The sequence below is a fragment of the Synechocystis sp. PCC 7509 genome (assembly GCF_000332075.2).
In the GTDB taxonomy this organism is placed as follows: Bacteria; Cyanobacteriota; Cyanobacteriia; order Cyanobacteriales; family Chroococcidiopsidaceae; genus Aliterella.
Genome location: NZ_ALVU02000001.1, coordinates 3,505,906 through 3,527,075, shown reverse-complemented (window position 1 = coordinate 3,527,075; position 21,170 = coordinate 3,505,906). Strand labels below are relative to the sequence as shown.

Genomic DNA, 21,170 nt, shown 5'->3' with positions numbered 1-21,170 from the left:
CACGTACTATTTAAGGTGTATTTCCACCCAAAAGATATTTCTAAGCATCAGGATCGATACCTAAAGCGCGTAACTTTGCCGCTAGTTCTTCTGCTCTTTTTTCGGCAGTTTCCGCCCTTTGTTGTGCGTCTGAGGCGTGCTGTTCGGCAGTTTCTCTTTGCCGATCCAATTCTACATAAGTTGCAAAAGGTCGCCCGTCTGGTCGATAAATCTGCATAGTTTCTGAATTTAGCTCAAATCTAATGCCTAAACGCGGACTTACCCAACTTGGAGTTACTTCAACTACAGTTAAACGTCCTTCAACCCTGTTCCAGATCCTTAGATCGTTCTTATCCAGGTCGTATAAATAGTATTCTTCTACACTATAGACTTCGTAAAACTCTAGCTTTTTCGCCATCTCTTTAAGGGTGTTACCTGGAGAGAGAATCTCAAACACTACCTGTGGCGCAATATTATCTTCAAGCCATTGTTTGTACGAACCTCTATAACCTTTGGGTCTTCCAAACGCTACCATCGTATCGGGAGCTACTCTAAGCTTATTGTTGCCGTATACCGGATACCAAAGCAAATCCCCCGCAACAAATACATTGGGGTCATCTTTATATAGAGCGTCTAGTCCTCCTTTGATGGTTACTATCCACTCAAACTGTTTGGTATTATCCGACATTGGCTGTCCGTCACTGTCTGGGTAAATAATGTCTTGGTCTACACTCAGATTTGCTGCGGCAGTCATAATTATCTCCCGGTTAATAATATAAGGTAGCGATTTCTTTTATTGTATAGACCTCCCGTTTACAGAAATATTTGGCTACCATTCTTGCAAAAAAGGTCTAATTTTTATAACCGCCAATAACTTATAAATTATGCAAAAAAAACAAAAATTTCCTTACTTAGTTGGTTCTAAATGGACAGCACAGCAAAAAATAGACGGTTGGCGGCATTTTCAAGTTGTCAATCGCAAAAATCAAGGCAAATGGGTTTTTGCGGAAATGGTCGCAGCTTGCGATCCTCTGGTGCGTTTCTGGGTAAATGCCAAATTGCTCAAAAATGCTTCCCAATGGCAAGCAGGTTGGCAGTCTTTGCAGGAAATAGAAGAAAACATTGGCGATGTTTCCTAGAAATACAGCTATTTGGACAAAATTTATTATTTTTAACATAAGTAGCCAGCTTTGCTCTAATCTCGTTCTTAGCTTAGTTACAAACTCTGGGCAAAACTATCTGTTCTCCAAGTAAATACCGCTTACAGGCTGTTTACACTGGCTTAGACTTCAGATAACAAGTACGTGTTGTGTTCTATCTTTATCGCTGAACTCTTTTTTTTAGCAGCTTCTAGGGCTTGTGCATATTTGTTTTTTGTTACCTTTTTTATAAAAAACAGTAATTAAATAATTACTTACAGCTTTATAAATGATTGAGAGGGCTTTTTGAGTCTTTTTTTATTCACAAGCATTCACATAAAGGGTTTAAACGTGTTTTAAACCTATACTTATCTTTCAACCCCCTTTCTTTTGCGCCGGAGTTGAACAATAATTCAATCACAGACCGGAAAGATAAAAAACAACCAAGCTAGTAGACTGATTTTTTTAACTAGCAGTTCGATAAACAACGATAGGAGCCAAAAATAAAGTGAAACTTGCAGTTTACGGAAAAGGTGGTATCGGCAAATCTACAACTAGCTGTAACATCTCTGTTGCCTTAGCCAAGCGTGGCAAAAAAGTATTGCAAATTGGCTGCGACCCCAAGCACGACAGCACTTTTACCCTGACTGGGTTTTTAATTCCCACAATTATCGATACGCTTCAGGAAAAAGATTATCACTACGAAGATGTTTGGGCGGAAGATGTCATTTATAAAGGCTACGGTGGCGTAGATTGCGTAGAAGCTGGCGGGCCTCCGGCGGGTGCTGGCTGCGGTGGCTATGTGGTAGGAGAGACAGTAAAATTGCTCAAAGAACTCAACGCTTTTGATGAGTACGATATTATCTTGTTTGATGTTTTGGGTGATGTGGTATGCGGTGGTTTTGCTGCGCCTCTAAACTACGCCGACTATTGCCTAATCGTTACCGATAATGGCTTTGATGCTTTATTCGCTGCTAACCGTATCGCTGCTTCTGTAAGAGAAAAAGCGCGGACTCATCCTTTGCGCCTAGCGGGATTGATTGGCAACCGCACTTCCAAGCGTGATTTGATTGAGAAGTATATAGAAGCTGTCCCCATGCCTGTATTAGAAGTATTGCCTTTGATTGAAGATATCCGCGTATCTCGCGTTAAAGGTAAAACTTTGTTTGAAATGGCAGAAACAGACCCTTCGCTAAATTATGTTTGCGATTACTATCTCAGTATTGCCGATCAAATTTTGGCACGACCAGAGGGTGTTGTACCTAATGATGCTCCAGACCGCGAATTGTTCTCCTTGTTGTCTGACTTCTATCTCAATCCCACAACTCCCGCCGCAAGTCAGGAAGAAAAACTAGATTTGATGATGGTTTAATCTAGTTTGAAGGATGAGGATAAGAAACAATGGCTTTTTTTGGTAGTCTAAAAAACTCGTTGAAACAGAGGTGGTTGCAATATTTTCAAAGCAATCGTTTCTGGATTAGCTTGCATTCTGGCGTTGCTACTCCTGACGGTGGCAAACGCCCGCCGTCTTACCTCATCCTGGGCGCAATTAATGCGCTAGAACCGCAGCTTGCAGAATTAATGTTGCCTTTCTCGAAGCTGAATCCGAATGTAGATACTTTAATTGATGTATTAGGGTTGAATTTCGATCCAGATTTGATGTTGGGTAACAGTTCTCAAGCCACTATTGATGCACAAAAACAACAAACGCAATGCAATGATTTGTTGCAAGTTAACCTTGATGATGAATTTGTTGTAGTTGTTGACGAAGCGGAAAGCTTGGGGGGCGGTTCATCCGTCCCCAAGGCTTTCCAAGAACAAGCAGCATTTACTATCACATCTCTCGATGAAATTGCCTTTGACGAAATGGAGGAATTTACAACAACAGAGAATAATTCTGTTGTAAATTCCTTAGATGATTTTGGCGATGTGTTTTTGGGTGAAGGAGATGAAGTAATGGTTGAACTTACATCCAACAAAGTCACAGCAGATGAACAGCAAGAAGTTCAAGGCTCTCAAGATATTTCTGGTCTATTTCCCAACTATTAACAGAGGGTAACTTGAAAAGAGCGGAATTTTTTTTGCTCAAAAATTAGCAGTTATTCCTGTTGCCGTATCTTTAAAAACACAAATTTTACTGAGTCCTTAAAAATTAAAGAGGAGAATACTAAATTTATGACCGTAGCTCAAACTGAAGCTTTAACCTTTGAATGCGAAACTGGTAACTATCATACTTTCTGCCCGATTAGTTGCGTAGCTTGGCTTTACCAGAAAATTGAAGATAGTTTTTTCTTGGTAATTGGCACAAAAACTTGCGGCTATTTCCTGCAAAACGCTATGGGAGTAATGATTTTTGCCGAACCTCGTTATGCAATGGCGGAACTAGAGGAAGGCGATATTTCGGCGCAACTAAACGATTATGAAGAACTAAAACGGTTATGTTTGCAAATCAAGCGCGATCGCAATCCTAGTGTAATAGTTTGGATTGGTACTTGTACCACCGAAATTATCAAAATGGATTTGGAAGGATTAGCACCCAAACTAGAATCAGAAATTGGCATCCCAATTGTAACTGCTCGTGCTAATGGCTTAGATTATGCCTTTACTCAAGGGGAAGATACGGTACTTGCTGCTATGGCAGCGCGTTGTCCAGAGAAAGTATCGGTAGTAGAATCGGAGAAAAAAGAACGCAATGCGATCGCCTCTCTACTCAATTTTGGTAAAAAAAAGGAAGATATTGCCACCGATGAGTCGGAGTATGTCAACCATACACCCTTAGTTTTATTTGGTTCTTTACCAGATCCTGTAGTTACACAGCTAACACTGGAACTCAAAAAGCAAGGGATTAAAGTATCTGGGTGGCTACCATCTAAGCGATATACCGAATTACCTGTAATTGAAGAAGGCTATTATGTCTCTGGTGTCAATCCTTTTCTTAGCCGCACTGCAACAACTTTGATGCGCCGTCGCAAGTGTAAGTTAATTGGTTCACCTTTTCCTATTGGCCCCGATGGAACTCGCGCTTGGATTGAAAAAATTTGCTCCGTACTTGGTATTACTCCCAAGGGTTTAGACGAGCGGGAAGCGCAAATTTGGGCAAGTATGGAAGATTATTTGCAGCTAATTCGCGGTAAATCGGTCTTTTTTATGGGCGACAACTTGCTAGAAATTTCCTTAGCGCGGTTTTTGGTGCGTTGTGGGATGACTGTACCAGAAATTGGCATCCCCTATATGGATAAGCGCTTTCAAGCGGCAGAGTTGACGATGTTAGAGAATACTTGCAAAGAAATGGGCGTACCTTTGCCCAGAATTATCGAAAAGCCGGATAATTACAATCAAATTCAACGCATTCAAGAAACTCGCCCAGACTTAGTTATTACAGGGATGGCGCACGCAAATCCGCTAGAAGCGCGGGGAATTAATACTAAGTGGTCGGTAGAATTTACCTTTGCTCAAATTCACGGCTTTACTAACGCTCGTGACATTTTAGAATTGGTAACTCGTCCTTTGCGTCGCAACAATAACCTCAAAGATTTGGGTTGGGAGAAGTTGGTTAAAGAAGAAGCTAAAATCTAAGACATTAAAAAACTGCTATGTCTAGAGACATAGCAGTTAAAAAGAGCGATCGCGCTATAGTTTACTATTCGGCAACTTTTTGCTTGCGCTTCAATAGCTTCTTACCACCCAAAGCACCAAAAGCTAATATACCCAACATTGAAGCAGGCTCAGGTACAGTTTCAGTGCGAACATTGTCTACTAACAAGCCGGATTGAACTTTAAAATCTCCTGAGTTTATTACGCCTAAGCCCAAAGTATAGGTTCCAGCCGTAGTAATGGTGTAAGAAGTCGTCTGATAGCCAGTTTCTTCGCGAAATGGTGACAAAGAATCGAAAAAGGAGACATTGGTATCTGCTAATTCTGTCAAACCAGTAAGAGAGAAGAAAGCAAAGTCGTTGTTACGGGCGTTTGGCGTACCTTCATCGGTGAGGAAGTTCCAATCAAAACTAATAACATCGCCAACATTTGCTGTGAAGGTTTGTCTAATCGCTGCACCGCCTCTTGCTACGCCATTTCCTAAAGTACTTAGGCTACCAACACTTAAACCTAAAAATCCTTCTAAAGAAGCAGCAGGAGTGCTGTTGTAAGTAGCTAAACCAGCTTGAAAATAACCATCCGTGGGGTTAACACCTAGGGAATCGTCGATAGCTCCTACTGAACCCTGACTCTGCCATCCAAAAAGCCCCTGCTCAAAACTACCATTGATAACTGCGGCTTGAGATGGTGCAGCAGAAAGGACAGTTGATAGACTTAGTAAGCCCAATACACTAGCGGTTAAAGTTGAAGTTTTTGCGAGGTTAGACATGGAATTGAATGCTCCAAAAAAGGTAACTGTTGATATTACGGAGATTTTGAGGTGTTATCTGTATCGAGTTACTCGCAGGTAAGGCAACCTTTGCGGAAAACACTAGAGCCTCACTGCAATATTTATACTTATGTAAGCTAATCAGTAATTAGATTTACGTAAGTTTGAAATTTGTTTCTTTATCAAAGATGACATAATTTCCCTTGCTAGTTACGGTTTATACTTATAGTTCATCAAAAAAATATACTCACTAATAGATAAATAAAAGTATTAAATGCTTTGCGTAATTAGGTTTGCCAGTGTTTATGTATAAAAAATTGTACGAATAATTTATAAAAAGTTTATAAATTATTCCTATTCAGTAATTTTTTTGCTTAATTTATCCATGGCAACTCAACAGGCAAAAATGCGCTCGCATTTTTGCCCACAAAAGTTTGTAAGTAGATTTCCGTACCCAATAAAACTAGCCCTGCCAGCTACTTTTACCCGGCTAGAGCAAAAAAAATGATGCCAGTTGCTACGTACAACTACTTAGCCTGTGGCTCTACTTCTTCTTTGACGCGGCGAATAGGCAAATTAGCAATTAAAGCCGTTGCTCGTTGGTTGTTTTCTAAACAAAACTCTAGCCCTTCTAGGTCAAGTTCGACGTAACGCGACACTACTTCCAAAATCTCTTGGCGCATTTTTTCCAGCATTTCTGGATTTAGATCGGCGCGATCGTGGGAAATCACCAATTGTAGCCGTCGCTTGACTTCCGCACGACTATTATCATTACTATTACGAGGCAGAGGAAAAAGCCGATCCAAAAGTTCGCTAATCATAGCAGTAGAAACAGGAGAAGGAACATCGCTTAAATGATTTTTGTCCGCAATAATTTGCGGATTCGAGAAAATATATTATCTGGAGGCGCACTTAGATCGATAAATTCAACGGTTTGTCCTTCCAAACGACGAGCGATGTTATCAAAAGCCGTTCCCGCCAAGGATGGTGTTTCCGATAATACTAATGGTTCGCCACGATTGGTGGAAACAATCACGCGCTCGTCTTCAGGAATTACCCCAATTAAGGGAATTGCCAAAATTTCTTGCACGTCTTGCACTGACATCATATCGTTTAGCTGTACCATTGCTGGACGCAGACGATTAACTATTAGATTAATGCGCTTGATTCCTTGGGCTTCTAGTAAGCCTACTACGCGGTCAGCGTCTCGGACTGCGGAAATTTCTGGGGTAGTAACAATTAAAGCTTCCTTCGCTGGTGCGATCGCATTTTTAAACCCTAATTCAATGCCTGCGGGACTATCAATAACTACATAATCGTAGGTTTTAGTTAAAGTGCCAACAAGTTCGGTCATTTGTTCGGGACTTACGGCTTCTTTAGTCCGATTTTGCGCGGCGGGTAACAGCGCCAAATTGGGGATGCGCTTGTCTTTAACTAACGCTTGTTCTAACCGACATTCGCCAGCAAAAACTTCAATTGCCGTGTAAACGATCCGGTTTTCTAAACCAAGTAATAGATCCAAATTTCTTAGACCAAAATCCGCGTCAACTAAAGCAACTTGTTTACCCAATCGGGCTAAAGCCATACCTAAGTTTGCAGTGACGGTGGTTTTACCTACTCCGCCTTTACCAGAAGTTGTGACGATAATGCGACTCATGATGGTAGAAACTGGGACGACAACTTAGAAAAATCAGCAGCTTTGGTAAGACGAATACCGTCAGGAGTAACGTAAGCAACTTCAGGATAGTATTCCTCCAGTGGGTTAGCTGGCGCTCTGGCTACATAATTTGCAATTCGTAGTTGTGTTGGTTCCATTTGCAAAGCCATAATTAAACATTTGACATTACCATTAGCACCCGCATGAGCAACCCCCCGCAAGCGACCCCAAACTAGGATATCGCCATTTGCAACTACAATACCACCAGGATTGATGTCTCCTAACACGACTACTGTACCAGAATGGCGAATCTCAGCGCCAGAACGAATCGTCATTTGTAAATATAACGGTTCTATCAAGGGGGGAGTAGAGGAGGTAGGCGCAGTTGCCAAAGTTGTTACAGAGGCTTGTTGTTCGACGCAATAACCAGCCGTTGCCGCCGCTACAGCCGTTTGACGGCGGCTAGTGCGAACTCGCTCCATTGACAGTTTTACTTCGCTTAAAGCATCGGCTATTTGTTGTAATTGTCTGCCATCTAATAAGCGATCGTTAGCCAGTAGTTCTACTTGGGTATGAGGTTGCCAAAATCTTTCGCCAGCATTTAAGCGTTGTTTCATCTGTTGCCAAATTTCTGACCAATTGTTTGCCGAGGCGGGTATTTCTGCTTCGGTAGGCAAAATTAAGAGCATTCGATCCGCCTCGCTTTTAAAGCGCACTTGGAAATTAACCTTTATTTCTTCTGTAGCGGGAGTAAGGTCAGAAACAACTTCAGGTAGGGCAGAATCAGAGGTCATGCAAAAATAAGGGCAGGCAAGTTTAGGATTTTCGGTAAGGACGACTTTTTTTATTAAGTTAAAAAAGCAAATCTACTCACTTAATGAATACCATACTAAATTATTTCTAATTAGAATCTCTAGAAAATAATCCTTTGGCGATCGCGCTTGATATTTAACTGCAATGATAAAAACTCCTAAACAAATTGGGTATGGGGCGATCGCATCTTTAGCTACTTTGCTATATTTGTCGCCAATTCCCAAGTTAGTTTTTGCCCAAGCTACGTTTAAAGAAGTCGTTCAATCCCAGGAAGTTCTACCATTACCAGGCAAGTTAGACAATATTCCGGTATTCAATAGCAATAGTCCTGAAGGGGTAAAAGCTGACGGGATTTTACTGTCAACTTTTCCCTCAACAAACAAAAAAGTATCATCCGCCCACCTTAACTATCCTTTGGAGGGGCATTTTGATTTATTTGCTCACCATTTCAGCTACTATCCCAAAGATTCCCAAACGCTTTATTTAGGGATAATCGTTAACAACCCAGGTAAAAAGCCTGTAACTATAGATGTTTTAGCCGCCGCTAGTTATTTGTTGCCAGAAGCGCCTTATGTCACTTTATTATCTTATTTAGAAAATAATGATGGTAAAACTTATTCTGGCCCAGGCGATCGCGCTGTGAGCGATGTTTTACGAGGTGTCCGTCAAGCAGGGTTTCCTCAAAAGCTAGTAATTGCCCCAGGAAAAAGCAAAATGTTACTAAATTCGCCGATTCCCGTCCGCGATTTAGTTAAAGCTGTTAACGGGCGATCTACATTGATGCAATTAAATAGTAGTGGCAAAGTTTATGTAGCAAGTCTGGCAATGTTTGCCAAACAACAAAGCGATCCAGCGCCCACTTTAGCCCAATGGGAGCAATTACTAACTACTAGCAGCCTTTCAAGTCCCCGTGACAAAACTCCCACTCCTCCCGAACAAACTAGCGGTCAATTAATCTACGGTAGAGTTGCAGGTATATCGCAAGGTTCGCAATGGCAAGCTTTGCTTACAGACAATCCCCAAGCTAAAAACTTGACAATTCCTGCCCCAGGGAAAGCTATTTCTTATGCTGTAAATACGCTCAAAGGTGGCAGATTGGGGACAGGACAAGTGCAAACAGCCAAGATGTTAGCCCGATACCCAGATACAGCTTATGAATCTCATGGGAATTATGGCGTTCTTTACAACCTTTCTATTCCTTTGCTTAATTCAACTCAAAAAGCTCAAACAGTAACTTTAACCCTGGCTACGCCTTTAAAAGAAGACAAACTAAGTCAAAAAGGGGCGCGTTTTCGTCAACCATCCTTAGATTTTCCTTTTTTTCGGGGTACAGTCCGCCTGCGTTACAGTGACGACAACGGCAAACCACAGACGCGCTACGTGCATTTGTGGCATCGTGTTGGGCAAGTGCTAGATCCCATGCTTTCAGTGAAAATGTCTCCTTCAAGCCGCCGTATGGTGCAGTTGGAATTGATTTATCCCCCAGATTCTACGCCACCGCAAATCTTAACTATTGGGACTTTAGAGTAGCTAGCGGATCATAAAAAATTTAAATGCCATAACTCTTTTGGGCTAATGTTATGAGTCAGACAAGCGTTGCCTTTCTTCACGTCGTTCTTCACTGTTAATTTGAAGCAATTTTATAGTGGTGCGTCCTTCTGGGGTGAAGCCAAGGATTAAATAGCAAACTAAAAGCACCTGTTTGAGGATCGAAGGAGCCGAGATCGCTTCCTTTGTAGCGATTGCAACGCCAACAAGTAAAAGCTAAGTTGTTGGCATCAGTTGCACCGCCATGTTTTTCAGCTATTACGTGGTCTATTTCATGAGAGAAAAAGGCGACCTCTGCCAAAAGTTGGCAATACTCACATCTGTAATTGGCACGTTTTTCTACCAAGCGGCGCAACGCACTAGGAATGTAAGTAACACTCACGGATTACTTGTCAGATGAGGCAAATTGCCAGATTTGAGCATAATTATTAAATGTTCTATATGCTCGTATTCATCTAGTTCAGCAAGTTCTGAAGTGGTGAGTTTGCCTAATTGACTACGGTTGAGTAAAATTTGTAAGCGATCGCTCATTTCTGTAGTTGGTTTAAAAGCCGCAATTTGTGCAGGTGTAGGTGAACTTGTCAGAAAGTTGAGGATGTAGCGATAAATAGAGGCTGGCACTACTGGGTTTTGTATACTCTGGCGTAGGAGTTCAGGGAGTTTGTCGCCCATAGTTGCCAATTGTTCTGCCAGTTCTTCGCTGACTTCTAAAGTGATTTTAGGCATAGTTTAATATTGAGTTGAGAGCCGCTAGATTTTTGAACTTGCATTTCTACCATAGCTAGTTCAAGCAGCATTATTGACCATACTTATTATTTTTTTGCCATACCTTGCATAAGCTGTTTTGTCAAGCTTAATAGTGTTAGCTGTAAATATTGGCATACTACTTTTTAGTTTATACCAGCAACTAAATATATTTATAAGTATCTGCTAAATCAATGAGCATTCTGGAATTAGCAATACATTGTTTGTATTTGAATGCAACTACTTAAAAAATGGCTGCAACTCCCGACAGTATTAGCTTGAATAAATATGAACAGTATAAATGCGATCGCTCAATCATTCAATTTGATTGAATTAATAAGTAATAACATTACTAACAACTTTATTCCTTTAGCTTTTTATTCTGGTTTGGCGGCAATTGTTTATTCGTTATTAGGCGCTTTTATTTGGCTAAAACCCTTAGAAGTAGCAAAGAAGCCTTTCTTAACTTGGGCGATTTTGTTACCGGTAATTTTTATACCTTTGTGGCTGGGTTCGGGTGCATGGGCGATCGCAATTACTTTAGTTTCTATCTATGGTTTTAAAGAATTTGCCCGTAGTACAGGACTTTACGAACATCGGGCTTATTGTATTATTGTCGATATTTTAATTGTCGGATTGGGTTTGTGTGCGGCTTTTAATCAGTACGGGCTATTTATGGCGTTGCCAATTTGGGGAATAGCTGGAATTACAACTTTACCTATACTTACTAACCAATCTAAAGGGGCAATTCAACATATTTCCTTATCAGCGATTGGACTAATTTATTTTGGTTGGTTTCTAGCGCATATTAGCTTTTTAAGTCAGTCTTGGTATGGGTTAGGGTATGTGTTGTTTATGGTACTGGCGACTCAATTTAACGATGCTTTAGCTTTTTTGTGGGGTAAATTATTCGGTAAAACTACTTGGACGGAAATATCGCCTAAAAAGACTGTAGAAGGTTCGCTTTTAGCTTTATTGTCAAGTATTGCGATCGCATTTCTCAACTGGCAAATTGCTTTTCCTCATTTTCAGTGGTGGTTAGTAGGAATAATTGGTTTAATAGTAGGTATCGGCGGTCAAATTGGCGACTTGGTAATGAGTGCCTTTAAACGCGATTTGGGAATTAAAGATTTTGGCGCACTTTTACCCGGACATGGCGGAATTTTAGACAGAATCGATAGTTTGCTGTGGGTTGCGCCAGTATTTTTTCACACAGTCCGCTTTTTTCATGGAGGCTTTGGCTACTAATGGAAGATGTACGCCAGTGTAGTGTTAATCTCGATTATTGGTGGACAGTTGCCCATCTTAAAAGCTTTCCGCGTAGTGGAGTTAAAGCGGCGAAAGTGGGAACGGTAGAATTAGTTGTTGTCAAAAATAATAATAGCTACAGCGTCTTTGAAGATGCTTGTCCGCATAAACGAGTACGTTTAAGTAAATTTGGTCGCCGAGTTGGGAACAAACTTGTTTGTAGTTATCACGGCTGGAAATTTGCCCCTAGCGGTCAATGTACCGATATTCCGGGTATGGATATACACAAGCAATTTTGTCTTAAGTCTTACCCTGTTAAAGAGTATGGCGGCTGGTTGTGGGTATTTTTAGGTGATGCAAACTTAGCCGATTCTGTACCATTACCAAAAATTCCCCCAGTTCACAGCAATAATTATCATCCGATTCCGATGCAAGGAGAAGTTGGCTGTCATTTTAGCTATATTACCGAAAATGCCACCGATTTATTTCATGCAGACTTGCATCAAAGCGCCCAACCTTGGGCAAATCCTAAACTATTGTCTTTAAAAAGTGACTTACGGACTGTAAACGCCATCTATGAAGTTGATACCCCCAGGCTACTCGCGGCGCTGATTTCTCACCCCGGCAAAAATCGCGTCCATGTCATGTATGAGTATCCTTACTTTCATTTATGGTCGGAGGATGGGGCATTTTATTTATTTGTAGTTTATGTCCCTATTGCACCACAAAGAACATGGGTTTATTCAACATTTTACTTTCGCCATATACGCGGGATGCCTTGGATTTTAAAATTGCTGCACCCAATTTTAGATAAAGGTACATTTCGCCAAGTGTTTGCTGAAGATATCCGCGCGGTACAAGAAGAACAACGGGCGTATAACTTACATAGTCAAGACTTAAGCCGCGAAACTAATCCAGTTTCTCACGCCGTCCGCAAAGTTATTTTAAATCAGACTGATGGAAAACAGCCTTTAACTTCTGAACCCTTTGTTTATCAAGGTAAACCAGTATGAGATTCGAGTATGCACCAGCGCCGGATTTGGGAGATCCTTTAACTAAAAGATTAGGGAGTTACCCGCGCGTACCAGATTTAACATGGGACACTTTGCGGCTTTGTGGTAGTTGGCTTGCAGTAACACTATTAAGATTGCAATATCGGCTAACGGTAAAAGGGCAAATTCCTACAGGCGATCGCATTGCCATTGTAGCAAACCATCAATCACACCTAGATACTATTACTTTACTTGCCGCCTTACCTGCCAAAATCCGATGTCAAGTTGTTGTATTAGCCGCCGCAGACTACTTTTTTTGTCAACTTAATCGGGCGTTAGCCGCATCATTATTATGTCAAGCTGTAGCTTTTGATCGCCTTAGCGTCATGGAATTAAAACAATGGCGAAATCGCTTAAAAGCTGCAACCTCTGGCTGGATTTTGTTTTATCCCAGTGGTAGCCGTAAAAGTTGCCAACTTCAACGCGGATTACTAAAAATATTACTAAAAGAAGGTTGGACAATTTTACCCGTACATTTGGCTGGAACTAAATCTGCGTGGTCAGTAGACGTGCGGTGGTGGCGACCATTTCAGCATTTAGAAGTTACCTTTGGAGAACCTTATACAGGTAATGACTTAGACAAGTTAATTACTCAACTTAAACAAGAATTATTTTTATGACTCCTAAAATTGATTTGGGTTTGTATCAAGCTAAATATACGTTACGGGCTTTACTCAGGAAAATTCCTGGAATCAATCAATTATCACCCAATTGGTTATCGTGTTCGACACTAATACCCGGTTTAGCTACAGCTTACTGTTTGTATAAAGGTTGGTGGATTGGGGCGATAATTGCGATCGCATTACGAATGTTACTTAGTACCTTAGATGGCTTAGTTGCAGAAGAATTTAACAAAACATCTCCATTAGGGGCTTATCTCAACCGTTTACCGGGAGAAATCACCGATTTACTGATTATTTTGGGCTTATTTCCTCACAGTCAACTTACATGGATTATTGCCCTAATTATCCTGACAAGCTGGGTGCAAACCTTTGGTTTACTTGGTTTAACGGCGGGAAGTAAAACCCAATCGGTAGGCCCTTGCGGACAAACTGACAGGCTGGCAATTATTGGTATTAGCTGTATTGTGGCGGCGTTTGGCTTCCCTGTATGGCAATACGTTATACCCGGAATGTGTATCGGTTGCGGTTTAACTATTGGCTTACGGATATTTCGATCTATCCGTGACATTAACACCCAAACAGCCTAATGATTCCCGGAATTACTTATCTAAACTGGGCGGGACTTGCACCTTTAACTTTACAAAGCTACTTGCACAGCCTAATCGCCCCCGAACTTATGGGCAATATTCTGTTACCAAACTGGGTTAAACGAGTTGATAAGCTACGAGAAAGTGTAGCTTTATGGTTAGGGTGTCACAGCGAACAAGTTGCCTTTGTACCTTCTACTAGCATGGCATTAACGATCGCCGCCCACAGTCTAAATTGGCAAAACGGCGACACCGTGATGTATCCAGCTAATGATTTTCCCGCTAATGTTTTACCTTGGCAGAGTTTAGACCGCTTTGGAGTTGAAGCGCAAGCCGTGCAAGATTGGGCGCAACCTTGGGATGAATCTGTAAAAATGGTTAGCATTTCCACCGTTGACTTTACAACTGGGATAGAACAACCTTGGCAACAGGTAGTAAAACAAGCAAGCGCTAAAGAGATTTGGACTTGTGTAGATGCGATTCAATCGGCGGGAGTTAAACCTAGTTGGTGTCCTGAAATTGATTTTTGGTGTGCAGGGACGCAAAAATGGTTAGCTTCGGGTTTGGGACTCGCTTTATTAGTTATTAGTCCCAGAGTTTTAAGCCGATTATCTGCACCTTTTCCTACTTGGCTGGGATTAAATCAGCCGCCTTTGGTGCAGTCAGAAATGAGTAAAACCGCGCGGGGTTGGGAATTAAGCTGGTCTTCTCCGCAAGCGATCGCCCGCTTTGAAACTAATTTAAAATACTTTCAAAACTATGGTTGGGAAAATATAACTCAAGGTGTAAAACAACGCCGTGATTACCTGCACGAACGCTTGTTAGAAATGGGTTGGAAAGTTGTATCTTGTCCTGAAAGATGGTCTGGTCTTCTTTGCTTCGATCCAGGATTGGGACAAGCAGAATTAATTGTTAAAAATGGCTATAAAAAACGCATTATTACCGCCCAAAGAGGTGATTATGTCCGCCTATCGCCGCATATTTTTAACTCAATGAAAGGTTTATCCAAAACCGTTGATTGGCTATGGAAATGTAAGCTCGAATACCGTTAAATCACCCCTAAAAGCAATGAAATATCAAATTTTACGTTTTTTACTCAAAACTGTTGGTAAACTCAGCAAAGGCATTAGTTTAGGCTGGAGAACGGGCTTTGATTCTGGTGTAATGTTGGAGTACGTCTATGAAAATAAACCCCAGGGAATCACACCATTAGGGGTATTAATTGACCGGATATATCTATCAAATAAAGTTTGGGATGGAGTGCGATCGCGCCGTCAAATGCTAGTAACTCAACTTAATGATGCAATCTCTAATTACAACCATCCTCAAGTGTTCGATTTAGCGGCGGGTGTCGGTTCTTATTTATTTTTATTACCCTTCGATCGCGCAACTATTATTGCTGGCGATTACAACGATGAAGCCGTCACTCAAGGAAAAGCAAAAGCTACTAACCAAGGACGCAGCGATATTATTTTTAAACATAACGATGCTTTTAATTTATCTGCTTTTGCCAGCCAAAAAGCCGATATTTTAGTATCTTCTGGATTCTTTGACATTTTGACAGAAGACGAGCAGATTAAAAAAGTTTTAAATAATGGTTCAGCTATTACTCAACCCGGCGCAAGATGGGTTTTTACTATTGAAGAAAATCATCCAGATTTGAAACTATTGCAAGAAACTTTAGTCGATCTAAATCAAAAACCTTGGAAATTAGTATTGCGTCCAGCACAACAATTAATTGATTGGGCAAAACCCTATGGTTGGGAACTAGAAACCCTGCAACGTAACGATTATTTTGCTGTAGGAACAATGGTAAAAAGATGAAATTAAGCAATCAACCGTTTTTATTAGAATCCACAGGCGATCGCGCTTGCTTACTTCTACATGGCTTAGGTGGCGGTGTATATGAGATGCAGCTATTAGGAGAATACTTGCATAAACGCGGTTTAGCTGTTCAAGGTATAAATTATCCAGGTCATGCGGAACTTATGCCTAAAATGCCAGCTTCTAAGTGGAAAGAATGGTACGAACACATAGAAGAAACCTATCAAAAGCTAAGTTTAAAATATGCCAACGTTTCAGTAGTTGGATTTTCTACAGGTTGCCCACTAGCGTTATATTTAGCTGCTACAAATCCTGTGGAAAATTTGATTTTACTTAGCCCATTTTTAGCAATCAAGCACGAATGGTATTACTTACTAAAACCCGAAACTTATCTAGCTTCGGTAGGTAGATTAATTAATGATGTACCTCGATTAAGATTGCCAATTAGCGATAAAGTTATGCGAAAAGCGGCTGAAGAAGCGGCATTTTTTAAAACCTTTAATTTACCAACAGTTAAAAGCGCATTGGAATTGATTAACGCAATTAAACCTTTGTTACCGCAAATTGAAGTACCAACATTAATTATCCAGTCGTTAAAAGATACAGTAGTCGATCCTAATGGTGCAAAAATAATTTATCAGCAAATCGGCTCTAAAGAGAAAAAACTTTGCTGGTTAGAAAAATCAGACCATATTATTTTATTAGATGTAGAACGCGATCGCGTATACCAAGAAATTAATAACTTTCTCCTACCATGAAAACCGCTTGGGTGACAGGTGCTACAGGGTTTTGGGGTCGTAATGTAGTATTGAGTTTATTACGGCTAGATTGGCGCGTAGTGGCGTTAACGCGATCGCCTCCAGAAGATTTAATATTGTGGGCGCGATCGCAAAACAAAGAATTAGTATGGCATCATTGCGATTTGCGACTTTTACAACTACCAGAATTAGAGACACCATCAGCATTGTTTCACTGTGCCGCAGTTTTTGATGACTTAGAGACAATGATGCAAGTAAATGTGATATCTCCTATCCATCTAATTGAAAGCGTTGTACCACAAATGCAAGCGGCAGGAGAAGGCAGAATTGGTGTATTTTTAGGTCAAAATGGGCGAATTGGCTTACCGAATTTAGGGCATTTTAGCGCGACTCAGGGCGCTTTATGGACTTGGGCGGAATCTCAATCGCGCACCTTAAAAGACAATGTTTCTCTAAGCTTAGTATTTCCGCCCCGTGCGCCTTCAGATTTGCAAGGAAAATTAGCAGAAAAACTCAGTAAACCACCAAAATTATCTACTTGTCCAACGGCGGATAAGTTAGTTAAAAATGTACTATTAGGGCATCGTTGTGTAGGTCGTCGTCCTATACTTGCAGGTATAGCAACTTTATTGTGGTGAATTGCGATCGCGCTAATCAATAGCAAAGTATAAAACGCGCTCTTATCAATCCCCCAATTAGTTGCAATAAGCTAGATACTAGAGTTAAAAACACGCTATGTCTCTACAAGAAACCAAAGAACAAGCTTTTAAGTTATCTGTGAGCGATCGCCTTACTTTAGTAAATCTCATTATTGAATCGCTGCAAAATGAGCTAAATAGTTCAGTGAATCAAACACCGCTTAAACAACCATTTACTTCTAATCCTAGTAGTCCTATTCAAGATTCCTGTGCAGAATGGGAAGCTTTAATTCAACAAATGCGTGGTTTTTTGAAAACAGATAAGCTCGCTCCTACGGATACTGAAGTTCAAACCATGTTGGAGGAGAGGATGATAGAAAGATATTTGCAATGAAAGTTTTAATTGACACCAATATCATCATCTATAATGCTGCCTAAATATGCAAATACTACTGCTTCATGCACTCTCGTAAACTTTTTAGCGATCTGCTCGTCTAGATAACTTGAATTTATAGAAGGTTTGATTAGTTCTACTGCTGCTTGAATGAGATAGCAAACTAACTAAAATTTTAGACAGCAAATACTTGTCCCCAAGTTGTATATAAAAATACTCCTACCACCGCGATCGCCAGCACTCCCTGAATTAAGTTGCCAATCAAAGAACCGACAACAATACCTATTCCCGCTTTTAATGCCAGTTTCAAATCGCGCTGAAATAAATATTCACCGATAATTGCTCCCAGTAATGGCCCGATTAAAATACCTAATAGTGGGCCACCCACAGGCAAAGCAGGCAATAACCCAAGAATACCGACTACTAAACCGACAATTGCGCCAATTTGCCCCCATTTACTCGCGCCAGCGCGTTTTGCTCCCCAGTAAGTAGCAAGTAAATCAATCCCAATTCCCATAATTAGAACAGCGATCGCAACTCCCAAAGGTAAACCGATACTTGCCCACGATCCTTGTACAAATCCCCAAATCAAAATCGCCACCAATATCAAGCTAGTACCAGGAATTGCAGGTACAACAGCCCCAATAATTCCTATAACCATTACTGCCACAAGCGACCAGTAGAGAGCTAACATAAAACAATTTCAACCTGTATCGGGTAAATGATTAATAAGAGTGACAGCGATTTTATCGGCAATACCACTAATCCAGTTCTCATCTTGCTTGGTATAGCTGCGCGGAGCATCTGCCCCTAGAATTAATACCCCGCGATCGCCTATGGGTTGCGCGATCGCTCCTTGAGTATTTTCGGGCAAATAATCAAACTCAATTTTTCCGGGATAAATAGTCAGATTGACTAAATAAATAGCTTTTTGTTTATCTAGCACTCGCTGCAAAATCGCACCGGGTTTAACTTCTGTTTGTTTTCCCAAAATTCCCCGCCGCAGCAATACTTTATTTTGGTAAAAAACTACTATTGCTTTGGTGACGGTGTTAGTTAGCAATAAGTGACTTGCCCAAGCTAATTCGGTTTTGACTTCTTCGGGCAAATCGGGCGCAAGCTCAAAACCTTGTTCGCCAATCAAATTAACAGCATCAGGCGATCGCGGTGTCACTTGCTGCCACAATAAACCCGTCAAAATTAATACCGCACTCAAAATAACTCCCAAAGCATCCGCCCGCGATTGAGAACTGGTAAGCTCTGGGGTGAGTAGGCGGTTAATCAGTAGCAATACACCTGCGATCGCCCCTACCACAATTGGCAAACGGCGCAAAACTTGGTTTTGGTCTGGTTTCGCCATAAATTGCTAGTTATTCTTCTCCAGGCTCAATAATGCGTTGAAACAAATAACCCGTACCCCTAGCTGTCAAGATTAGTTCGGGATTGCTAGGATCGTCTTCTAACTTGGCGCGTAACCGGGAAATATGCACGTCAACCACGCGAGTATCAACGTGTCTTTCGGGAGTATAACCCCATACTTCCTGCAAAATCTCCGAGCGCGAAAAAGCTTCCCCAGAGCGGCTAACAAGTAGCTCTAATAGGCTAAACTCCATGCCTGTAAGCCGGATGCGCTCGTCGCCTTTGTAAACTTGCCGCTTATTGGTGTCAATGCGTAAATTGGTAACATGGATAACTCCAGAACTGGGAATACCCGATGTACCCGTTTTATCAACTCTCCGCAGTACCGAGCGAATTCTTGCTTCTAGCTCTTTAGGGGAAAAAGGTTTAACTACATAATCATCCGCGCCCAATTCTAACCCCGTGATGCGATCGGCTACATCTCCTAGGGCTGTTAGCATAATAATGGGTACGTCTGATTCTTTACGCAATTCTTGACAAACACCATAGCCATCAAGCTTAGGCATCATCACATCTAAAACTACTAAATTTGGTTCTGCTTTACGAAAAATCTCTAAAGCTTCTTCGCCATCGGCGGCGGTAACGACATCATAGCCAATCATCGACAACCGAGTTTCTAAAATCCGGCGAATACTAGCTTCGTCATCTACTACTAGGATTTTTTCTTTATGGTTTTCCAATTTTAATAACTCTCCTACGAGTGAAATCTGGCGATAGCGCAAGCGCGCACGCAGGGCTTCGTTAATTTTTTGTTCTATTCCATTAAGATTATCACTTCATTTAATCGTTTTAAGAAGCCGGGAGTATTACTAATACTGGATTTGCAGCTTTCTTAAGATTTACTTCATATAAATATTTCGTAAAACTTCAAAAACACCAATGGCAAAACCTCGAACTTACTACGTTTGCAATGATTGTGGAGGCGATTCACCGCAATGGTTTGGCAAGTGTCCCCACTGTGGAACTTACAATTCTTTAGAAGAGCAAATAGAGTCAAGTAGTTCTATGCTTCCTAGTCGAGGCGCAGTCCAATCCGGGCGCAATAATGGTAAATCAAATAAACCCGCCAAAGCACGCGCCGCTTTAACTTTTGCTCAAATTACTCCCCGTGACGAGGAGCGCTGGCTTTCTGGCTACAGTGAATTAGATCGAGTGTTAGGCGGGGGAATTGTACCAGGCTCTTTGGTGCTAATTGGCGGCGATCCGGGAATTGGTAAATCTACTTTACTATTGCAAGTATCTAATCTTTTGGCTGAAAACTACCGCGTTCTCTACGTTTGTGGCGAAGAATCTGGGCAACAAGTCAAGCTCCGAGCTTCTAGATTAGGGGTTTTTAACAAATTGCAATCTCAGAGTCAAGTTGCTGAAATAACTAACAATAAACGAGAGGGGGCGGATCTTTATGTTTTGCCAGAGACAGATTTAGAAGAAATTTTGCGCGAATTAGAATCCCTCAAACCAAATGTGGCGGTAATTGATAGTATTCAAACAATTTACTTACCCTCTATGACTTCTGCGCCAGGTTCGGTGGCGCAGGTGCGGGAATGTACGGCGGCGTTGATGAAAGTAGCCAAGCGAGAAGATATTACACTACTAATTGTCGGTCACGTAACCAAAGAAGGCGCGATCGCAGGGCCCAAAGTATTAGAGCATTTAGTTGATACGGTACTATATTTTGAAGGCGATCGCTTTGCTTCTCACCGCTTGCTGCGATCGGTCAAAAATCGCTTTGGCGCAACTCACGAAATTGGCGTATTTGAAATGGTTGAGCAAGGCTTAAGAGAAGTTGCTAACCCCTCAGAATTATTTTTAGGCACTCGCGATCAAAGTACTCCCGGAACTGCCCTTGTCGTCGCCTGTGAAGGCACTCGCCCCATTGTTGTAGAGTTGCAAGCCTTGGTAAGCCCTACTAGCTACAGTTCTCCCCGCCGCTCTACTACAGGAGTTGACTACAATCGACTATTGCAGATTTTGGCAGTTTTAGAAAAACGGGTAGGCATTCCTCTATCAAAATTAGATACTTATGTTGCGTCCGCCGGGGGTTTAAATGTTGAAGAACCTGCGGTAGATTTGGGTATAGCGATCGCCGTTGTGGCAAGTTTCCGCGATCGCGTTGTCGATCCGCATACAGTATTAATGGGTGAAGTTGGTTTAGGCGGACAAATTCGCCCAGTTTCCCAAATGGAACTACGATTGAAAGAGGCGGCAAAACTTGGTTTTAAACGGGCGATCGTTCCCAAAGGTCAAAACTACCCCGAAATTAGCAGTTTAGAAATTATCCCGGTGGCGAAGGTAATAGATGCGATTATTGCCGCTATCCCTCCTCAACACCTAGCAGAATTTGATTTGCCTGACCAAGAAGACGAAACTTAAACTTTCATCGA

Annotated in this window: 25 protein-coding genes; 15 read left to right on the top strand and 10 right to left on the bottom strand. The window is 41.4% G+C overall.

Annotated elements, in window-relative coordinates; translation table 11 throughout:
- Positions 1–40 precede the first annotated feature (40 nt).
- Positions 41–733 (bottom strand): Uma2 family endonuclease, encoded by a 693-nt coding sequence (locus tag SYN7509_RS0217640; RefSeq protein ID WP_009633453.1) that lies wholly within the window; start codon positions 731–733, stop codon positions 41–43.
- Positions 734–863: 130 nt separating this feature from the next.
- Between SYN7509_RS0217640 and SYN7509_RS0217635 the strand changes: the two genes are divergently transcribed.
- From SYN7509_RS0217635 to SYN7509_RS0217620, 4 genes are all read left to right on the top strand, one after another.
- Complete coding sequence (locus SYN7509_RS0217635; protein WP_009633452.1) at positions 864–1,118, top strand: TIGR02450 family Trp-rich protein; 255 nt, start codon at positions 864–866, stop codon at positions 1,116–1,118.
- A 508-nt stretch (positions 1,119–1,626) separates the two neighbouring features.
- Positions 1,627–2,490: a ferredoxin:protochlorophyllide reductase (ATP-dependent) iron-sulfur ATP-binding protein gene (gene bchL, locus SYN7509_RS0217630; protein ID WP_009633451.1), complete on the top strand. Its 864-nt coding sequence runs from the start codon at positions 1,627–1,629 to the stop codon at positions 2,488–2,490.
- Positions 2,491–2,519: 29 nt separating this feature from the next.
- Positions 2,520–3,167 carry a DUF5331 domain-containing protein gene (locus SYN7509_RS30210; protein WP_009633450.1) on the top strand — a complete coding sequence of 216 codons (648 nt, stop codon included), beginning with the start codon at positions 2,520–2,522 and terminating at the stop codon, positions 3,165–3,167.
- 126 nt (positions 3,168–3,293) lie between these two features.
- Positions 3,294–4,694 carry a ferredoxin:protochlorophyllide reductase (ATP-dependent) subunit N gene (locus SYN7509_RS0217620; protein WP_009633449.1) on the top strand — a complete coding sequence of 467 codons (1,401 nt, stop codon included), beginning with the start codon at positions 3,294–3,296 and terminating at the stop codon, positions 4,692–4,694.
- 64 nt (positions 4,695–4,758) lie between these two features.
- On the opposite strand, the gene SYN7509_RS26290 is transcribed toward SYN7509_RS0217620, so the two are convergent.
- From SYN7509_RS26290 to minC, 4 genes are all read right to left on the bottom strand, one after another.
- Positions 4,759–5,481, bottom strand: a complete 723-nt coding sequence (locus SYN7509_RS26290; protein WP_009633448.1) for a hypothetical protein — start codon at positions 5,479–5,481, stop codon at positions 4,759–4,761.
- A gap of 527 nt (positions 5,482–6,008) precedes the next feature.
- A complete protein-coding gene (gene minE, locus SYN7509_RS0217610) occupies positions 6,009–6,302 on the bottom strand; it encodes a cell division topological specificity factor MinE (RefSeq protein ID WP_009633447.1) in 294 nt (97 codons plus the stop codon).
- Positions 6,303–6,331: 29 nt separating this feature from the next.
- Positions 6,332–7,138 carry a septum site-determining protein MinD gene (minD, locus tag SYN7509_RS0217605; protein WP_009633446.1) on the bottom strand — a complete coding sequence of 269 codons (807 nt, stop codon included), beginning with the start codon at positions 7,136–7,138 and terminating at the stop codon, positions 6,332–6,334.
- Complete coding sequence (minC, locus tag SYN7509_RS0217600) at positions 7,135–7,932, bottom strand: septum site-determining protein MinC (RefSeq protein ID WP_009633445.1); 798 nt, start codon at positions 7,930–7,932, stop codon at positions 7,135–7,137. Before minC ends, minD begins: the two co-directional genes overlap by 4 nt.
- 163 nt (positions 7,933–8,095) lie before the next feature.
- Between minC and SYN7509_RS0217595 the strand changes: the two genes are divergently transcribed.
- Positions 8,096–9,481: a DUF3370 domain-containing protein gene (locus SYN7509_RS0217595; protein WP_009633444.1), complete on the top strand. Its 1,386-nt coding sequence runs from the start codon at positions 8,096–8,098 to the stop codon at positions 9,479–9,481.
- 94 nt (positions 9,482–9,575) lie between these two features.
- On the opposite strand, the gene SYN7509_RS26285 is transcribed toward SYN7509_RS0217595, so the two are convergent.
- Positions 9,576–9,881 carry an HNH endonuclease gene (locus tag SYN7509_RS26285; protein WP_009633443.1) on the bottom strand — a complete coding sequence of 102 codons (306 nt, stop codon included), beginning with the start codon at positions 9,879–9,881 and terminating at the stop codon, positions 9,576–9,578.
- The gene (locus tag SYN7509_RS0217585) at positions 9,878–10,225 is read right to left on the bottom strand and encodes a hypothetical protein (protein ID WP_009633442.1); all 348 of its coding nucleotides are present in this window, start codon (positions 10,223–10,225) and stop codon (positions 9,878–9,880) included. The genes SYN7509_RS26285 and SYN7509_RS0217585 overlap by 4 nt, the downstream gene beginning before the upstream one ends.
- A gap of 306 nt (positions 10,226–10,531) precedes the next feature.
- On the opposite strand from SYN7509_RS0217585, the gene SYN7509_RS27770 reads away from it, so the two are divergent.
- The 9 genes from SYN7509_RS27770 (at position 10,532) to SYN7509_RS0217540 (ending at position 17,367) form a co-directional block, all read left to right on the top strand.
- The gene (locus SYN7509_RS27770) at positions 10,532–11,491 is read left to right on the top strand and encodes a phosphatidate cytidylyltransferase (RefSeq protein ID WP_009633441.1); all 960 of its coding nucleotides are present in this window, start codon (positions 10,532–10,534) and stop codon (positions 11,489–11,491) included.
- Positions 11,491–12,504 carry a Rieske 2Fe-2S domain-containing protein gene (locus tag SYN7509_RS27765; protein WP_009633440.1) on the top strand — a complete coding sequence of 338 codons (1,014 nt, stop codon included), beginning with the start codon at positions 11,491–11,493 and terminating at the stop codon, positions 12,502–12,504. Before SYN7509_RS27770 ends, SYN7509_RS27765 begins: the two co-directional genes overlap by 1 nt.
- Positions 12,501–13,163 carry a lysophospholipid acyltransferase family protein gene (locus SYN7509_RS0217570; RefSeq protein WP_009633439.1) on the top strand — a complete coding sequence of 221 codons (663 nt, stop codon included), beginning with the start codon at positions 12,501–12,503 and terminating at the stop codon, positions 13,161–13,163. Before SYN7509_RS27765 ends, SYN7509_RS0217570 begins: the two co-directional genes overlap by 4 nt.
- Positions 13,160–13,753, top strand: coding sequence for a CDP-alcohol phosphatidyltransferase family protein (locus SYN7509_RS0217565; protein ID WP_009633438.1), 594 nt, complete (start codon positions 13,160–13,162; stop codon positions 13,751–13,753). The genes SYN7509_RS0217570 and SYN7509_RS0217565 overlap by 4 nt, the downstream gene beginning before the upstream one ends.
- The gene (locus SYN7509_RS0217560) at positions 13,753–14,805 is read left to right on the top strand and encodes an aminotransferase class V-fold PLP-dependent enzyme (RefSeq protein WP_009633437.1); all 1,053 of its coding nucleotides are present in this window, start codon (positions 13,753–13,755) and stop codon (positions 14,803–14,805) included. The genes SYN7509_RS0217565 and SYN7509_RS0217560 overlap by 1 nt, the downstream gene beginning before the upstream one ends.
- Positions 14,806–14,821: 16 nt before the next feature.
- The gene (locus SYN7509_RS0217555; RefSeq protein WP_009633436.1) at positions 14,822–15,577 is read left to right on the top strand and encodes a class I SAM-dependent methyltransferase family protein; all 756 of its coding nucleotides are present in this window, start codon (positions 14,822–14,824) and stop codon (positions 15,575–15,577) included.
- On the top strand, positions 15,574–16,335 hold the full coding sequence (locus tag SYN7509_RS0217550) for an alpha/beta hydrolase (RefSeq protein WP_009633435.1): 762 nt from the start codon (positions 15,574–15,576) through the stop codon (positions 16,333–16,335). The genes SYN7509_RS0217555 and SYN7509_RS0217550 overlap by 4 nt, the downstream gene beginning before the upstream one ends.
- Complete coding sequence (locus SYN7509_RS0217545) at positions 16,332–16,973, top strand: SDR family NAD(P)-dependent oxidoreductase (protein WP_009633434.1); 642 nt, start codon at positions 16,332–16,334, stop codon at positions 16,971–16,973. Before SYN7509_RS0217550 ends, SYN7509_RS0217545 begins: the two co-directional genes overlap by 4 nt.
- Positions 16,974–17,070: 97 nt before the next feature.
- Complete coding sequence (locus tag SYN7509_RS0217540) at positions 17,071–17,367, top strand: hypothetical protein (RefSeq protein ID WP_009633433.1); 297 nt, start codon at positions 17,071–17,073, stop codon at positions 17,365–17,367.
- Between the two features lie 175 nt (positions 17,368–17,542).
- Here SYN7509_RS0217540 and SYN7509_RS0217535 read toward each other — a convergent pair whose 3' ends face one another.
- Genes SYN7509_RS0217535 through rpaB form a run of 3 tightly spaced genes read right to left on the bottom strand, consistent with a single transcriptional unit; the run spans position 17,543 to position 19,466 of the window.
- A complete protein-coding gene (locus SYN7509_RS0217535; protein WP_009633432.1) occupies positions 17,543–18,061 on the bottom strand; it encodes a DUF456 domain-containing protein in 519 nt (172 codons plus the stop codon).
- A 9-nt stretch (positions 18,062–18,070) separates the two neighbouring features.
- Positions 18,071–18,727: a cofactor assembly of complex C subunit B gene (locus tag SYN7509_RS0217530; RefSeq protein ID WP_009633431.1), complete on the bottom strand. Its 657-nt coding sequence runs from the start codon at positions 18,725–18,727 to the stop codon at positions 18,071–18,073.
- A 10-nt stretch (positions 18,728–18,737) separates the two neighbouring features.
- Positions 18,738–19,466: a response regulator transcription factor RpaB gene (gene rpaB, locus SYN7509_RS0217525; protein ID WP_028954407.1), complete on the bottom strand. Its 729-nt coding sequence runs from the start codon at positions 19,464–19,466 to the stop codon at positions 18,738–18,740.
- Positions 19,467–19,665: 199 nt separating this feature from the next.
- Here rpaB and radA point away from each other — a divergent pair, with 199 nt between their 5' ends.
- Entirely contained in the window at positions 19,666–21,159 is a 1,494-nt protein-coding gene (gene radA / locus SYN7509_RS0217520; RefSeq protein WP_009633429.1) for a DNA repair protein RadA, read from the top strand.
- Positions 21,160–21,170 lie beyond the last annotated feature (11 nt).

Bases quoted from the DNA above. Each gene is read 5' to 3' on its own strand.
- SYN7509_RS0217640 (WP_009633453.1), bottom strand. From the start codon at position 733: ATGACTGCCGCAGCAAATCTGAGTGTAGACCAAGACATTATTTACCCA.
- SYN7509_RS0217635 (WP_009633452.1), top strand. From the start codon at position 864: ATGCAAAAAAAACAAAAATTTCCTTACTTAGTTGGTTCTAAATGGACA.
- SYN7509_RS30210 (WP_009633450.1), top strand. From the start codon at position 2,520: ATGGCTTTTTTTGGTAGTCTAAAAAACTCGTTGAAACAGAGGTGGTTG.
- SYN7509_RS0217620 (WP_009633449.1), top strand. From the start codon at position 3,294: ATGACCGTAGCTCAAACTGAAGCTTTAACCTTTGAATGCGAAACTGGT.
- SYN7509_RS26290 (WP_009633448.1), bottom strand. From the start codon at position 5,481: ATGTCTAACCTCGCAAAAACTTCAACTTTAACCGCTAGTGTATTGGGC.
- minE (WP_009633447.1), bottom strand. From the start codon at position 6,302: ATGATTAGCGAACTTTTGGATCGGCTTTTTCCTCTGCCTCGTAATAGT.
- minD (WP_009633446.1), bottom strand. From the start codon at position 7,138: ATGAGTCGCATTATCGTCACAACTTCTGGTAAAGGCGGAGTAGGTAAA.
- minC (WP_009633445.1), bottom strand. From the start codon at position 7,932: ATGACCTCTGATTCTGCCCTACCTGAAGTTGTTTCTGACCTTACTCCC.
- SYN7509_RS0217595 (WP_009633444.1), top strand. From the start codon at position 8,096: ATGATAAAAACTCCTAAACAAATTGGGTATGGGGCGATCGCATCTTTA.
- SYN7509_RS0217585 (WP_009633442.1), bottom strand. From the start codon at position 10,225: ATGCCTAAAATCACTTTAGAAGTCAGCGAAGAACTGGCAGAACAATTG.
- SYN7509_RS27770 (WP_009633441.1), top strand. From the start codon at position 10,532: ATGAACAGTATAAATGCGATCGCTCAATCATTCAATTTGATTGAATTA.
- SYN7509_RS27765 (WP_009633440.1), top strand. From the start codon at position 11,491: ATGGAAGATGTACGCCAGTGTAGTGTTAATCTCGATTATTGGTGGACA.
- SYN7509_RS0217570 (WP_009633439.1), top strand. From the start codon at position 12,501: ATGAGATTCGAGTATGCACCAGCGCCGGATTTGGGAGATCCTTTAACT.
- SYN7509_RS0217565 (WP_009633438.1), top strand. From the start codon at position 13,160: ATGACTCCTAAAATTGATTTGGGTTTGTATCAAGCTAAATATACGTTA.
- SYN7509_RS0217560 (WP_009633437.1), top strand. From the start codon at position 13,753: ATGATTCCCGGAATTACTTATCTAAACTGGGCGGGACTTGCACCTTTA.
- SYN7509_RS0217555 (WP_009633436.1), top strand. From the start codon at position 14,822: ATGAAATATCAAATTTTACGTTTTTTACTCAAAACTGTTGGTAAACTC.
- SYN7509_RS0217550 (WP_009633435.1), top strand. From the start codon at position 15,574: ATGAAATTAAGCAATCAACCGTTTTTATTAGAATCCACAGGCGATCGC.
- SYN7509_RS0217545 (WP_009633434.1), top strand. From the start codon at position 16,332: ATGAAAACCGCTTGGGTGACAGGTGCTACAGGGTTTTGGGGTCGTAAT.
- SYN7509_RS0217540 (WP_009633433.1), top strand. From the start codon at position 17,071: ATGTCTCTACAAGAAACCAAAGAACAAGCTTTTAAGTTATCTGTGAGC.
- SYN7509_RS0217535 (WP_009633432.1), bottom strand. From the start codon at position 18,061: ATGTTAGCTCTCTACTGGTCGCTTGTGGCAGTAATGGTTATAGGAATT.
- SYN7509_RS0217530 (WP_009633431.1), bottom strand. From the start codon at position 18,727: ATGGCGAAACCAGACCAAAACCAAGTTTTGCGCCGTTTGCCAATTGTG.
- radA (WP_009633429.1), top strand. From the start codon at position 19,666: ATGGCAAAACCTCGAACTTACTACGTTTGCAATGATTGTGGAGGCGAT.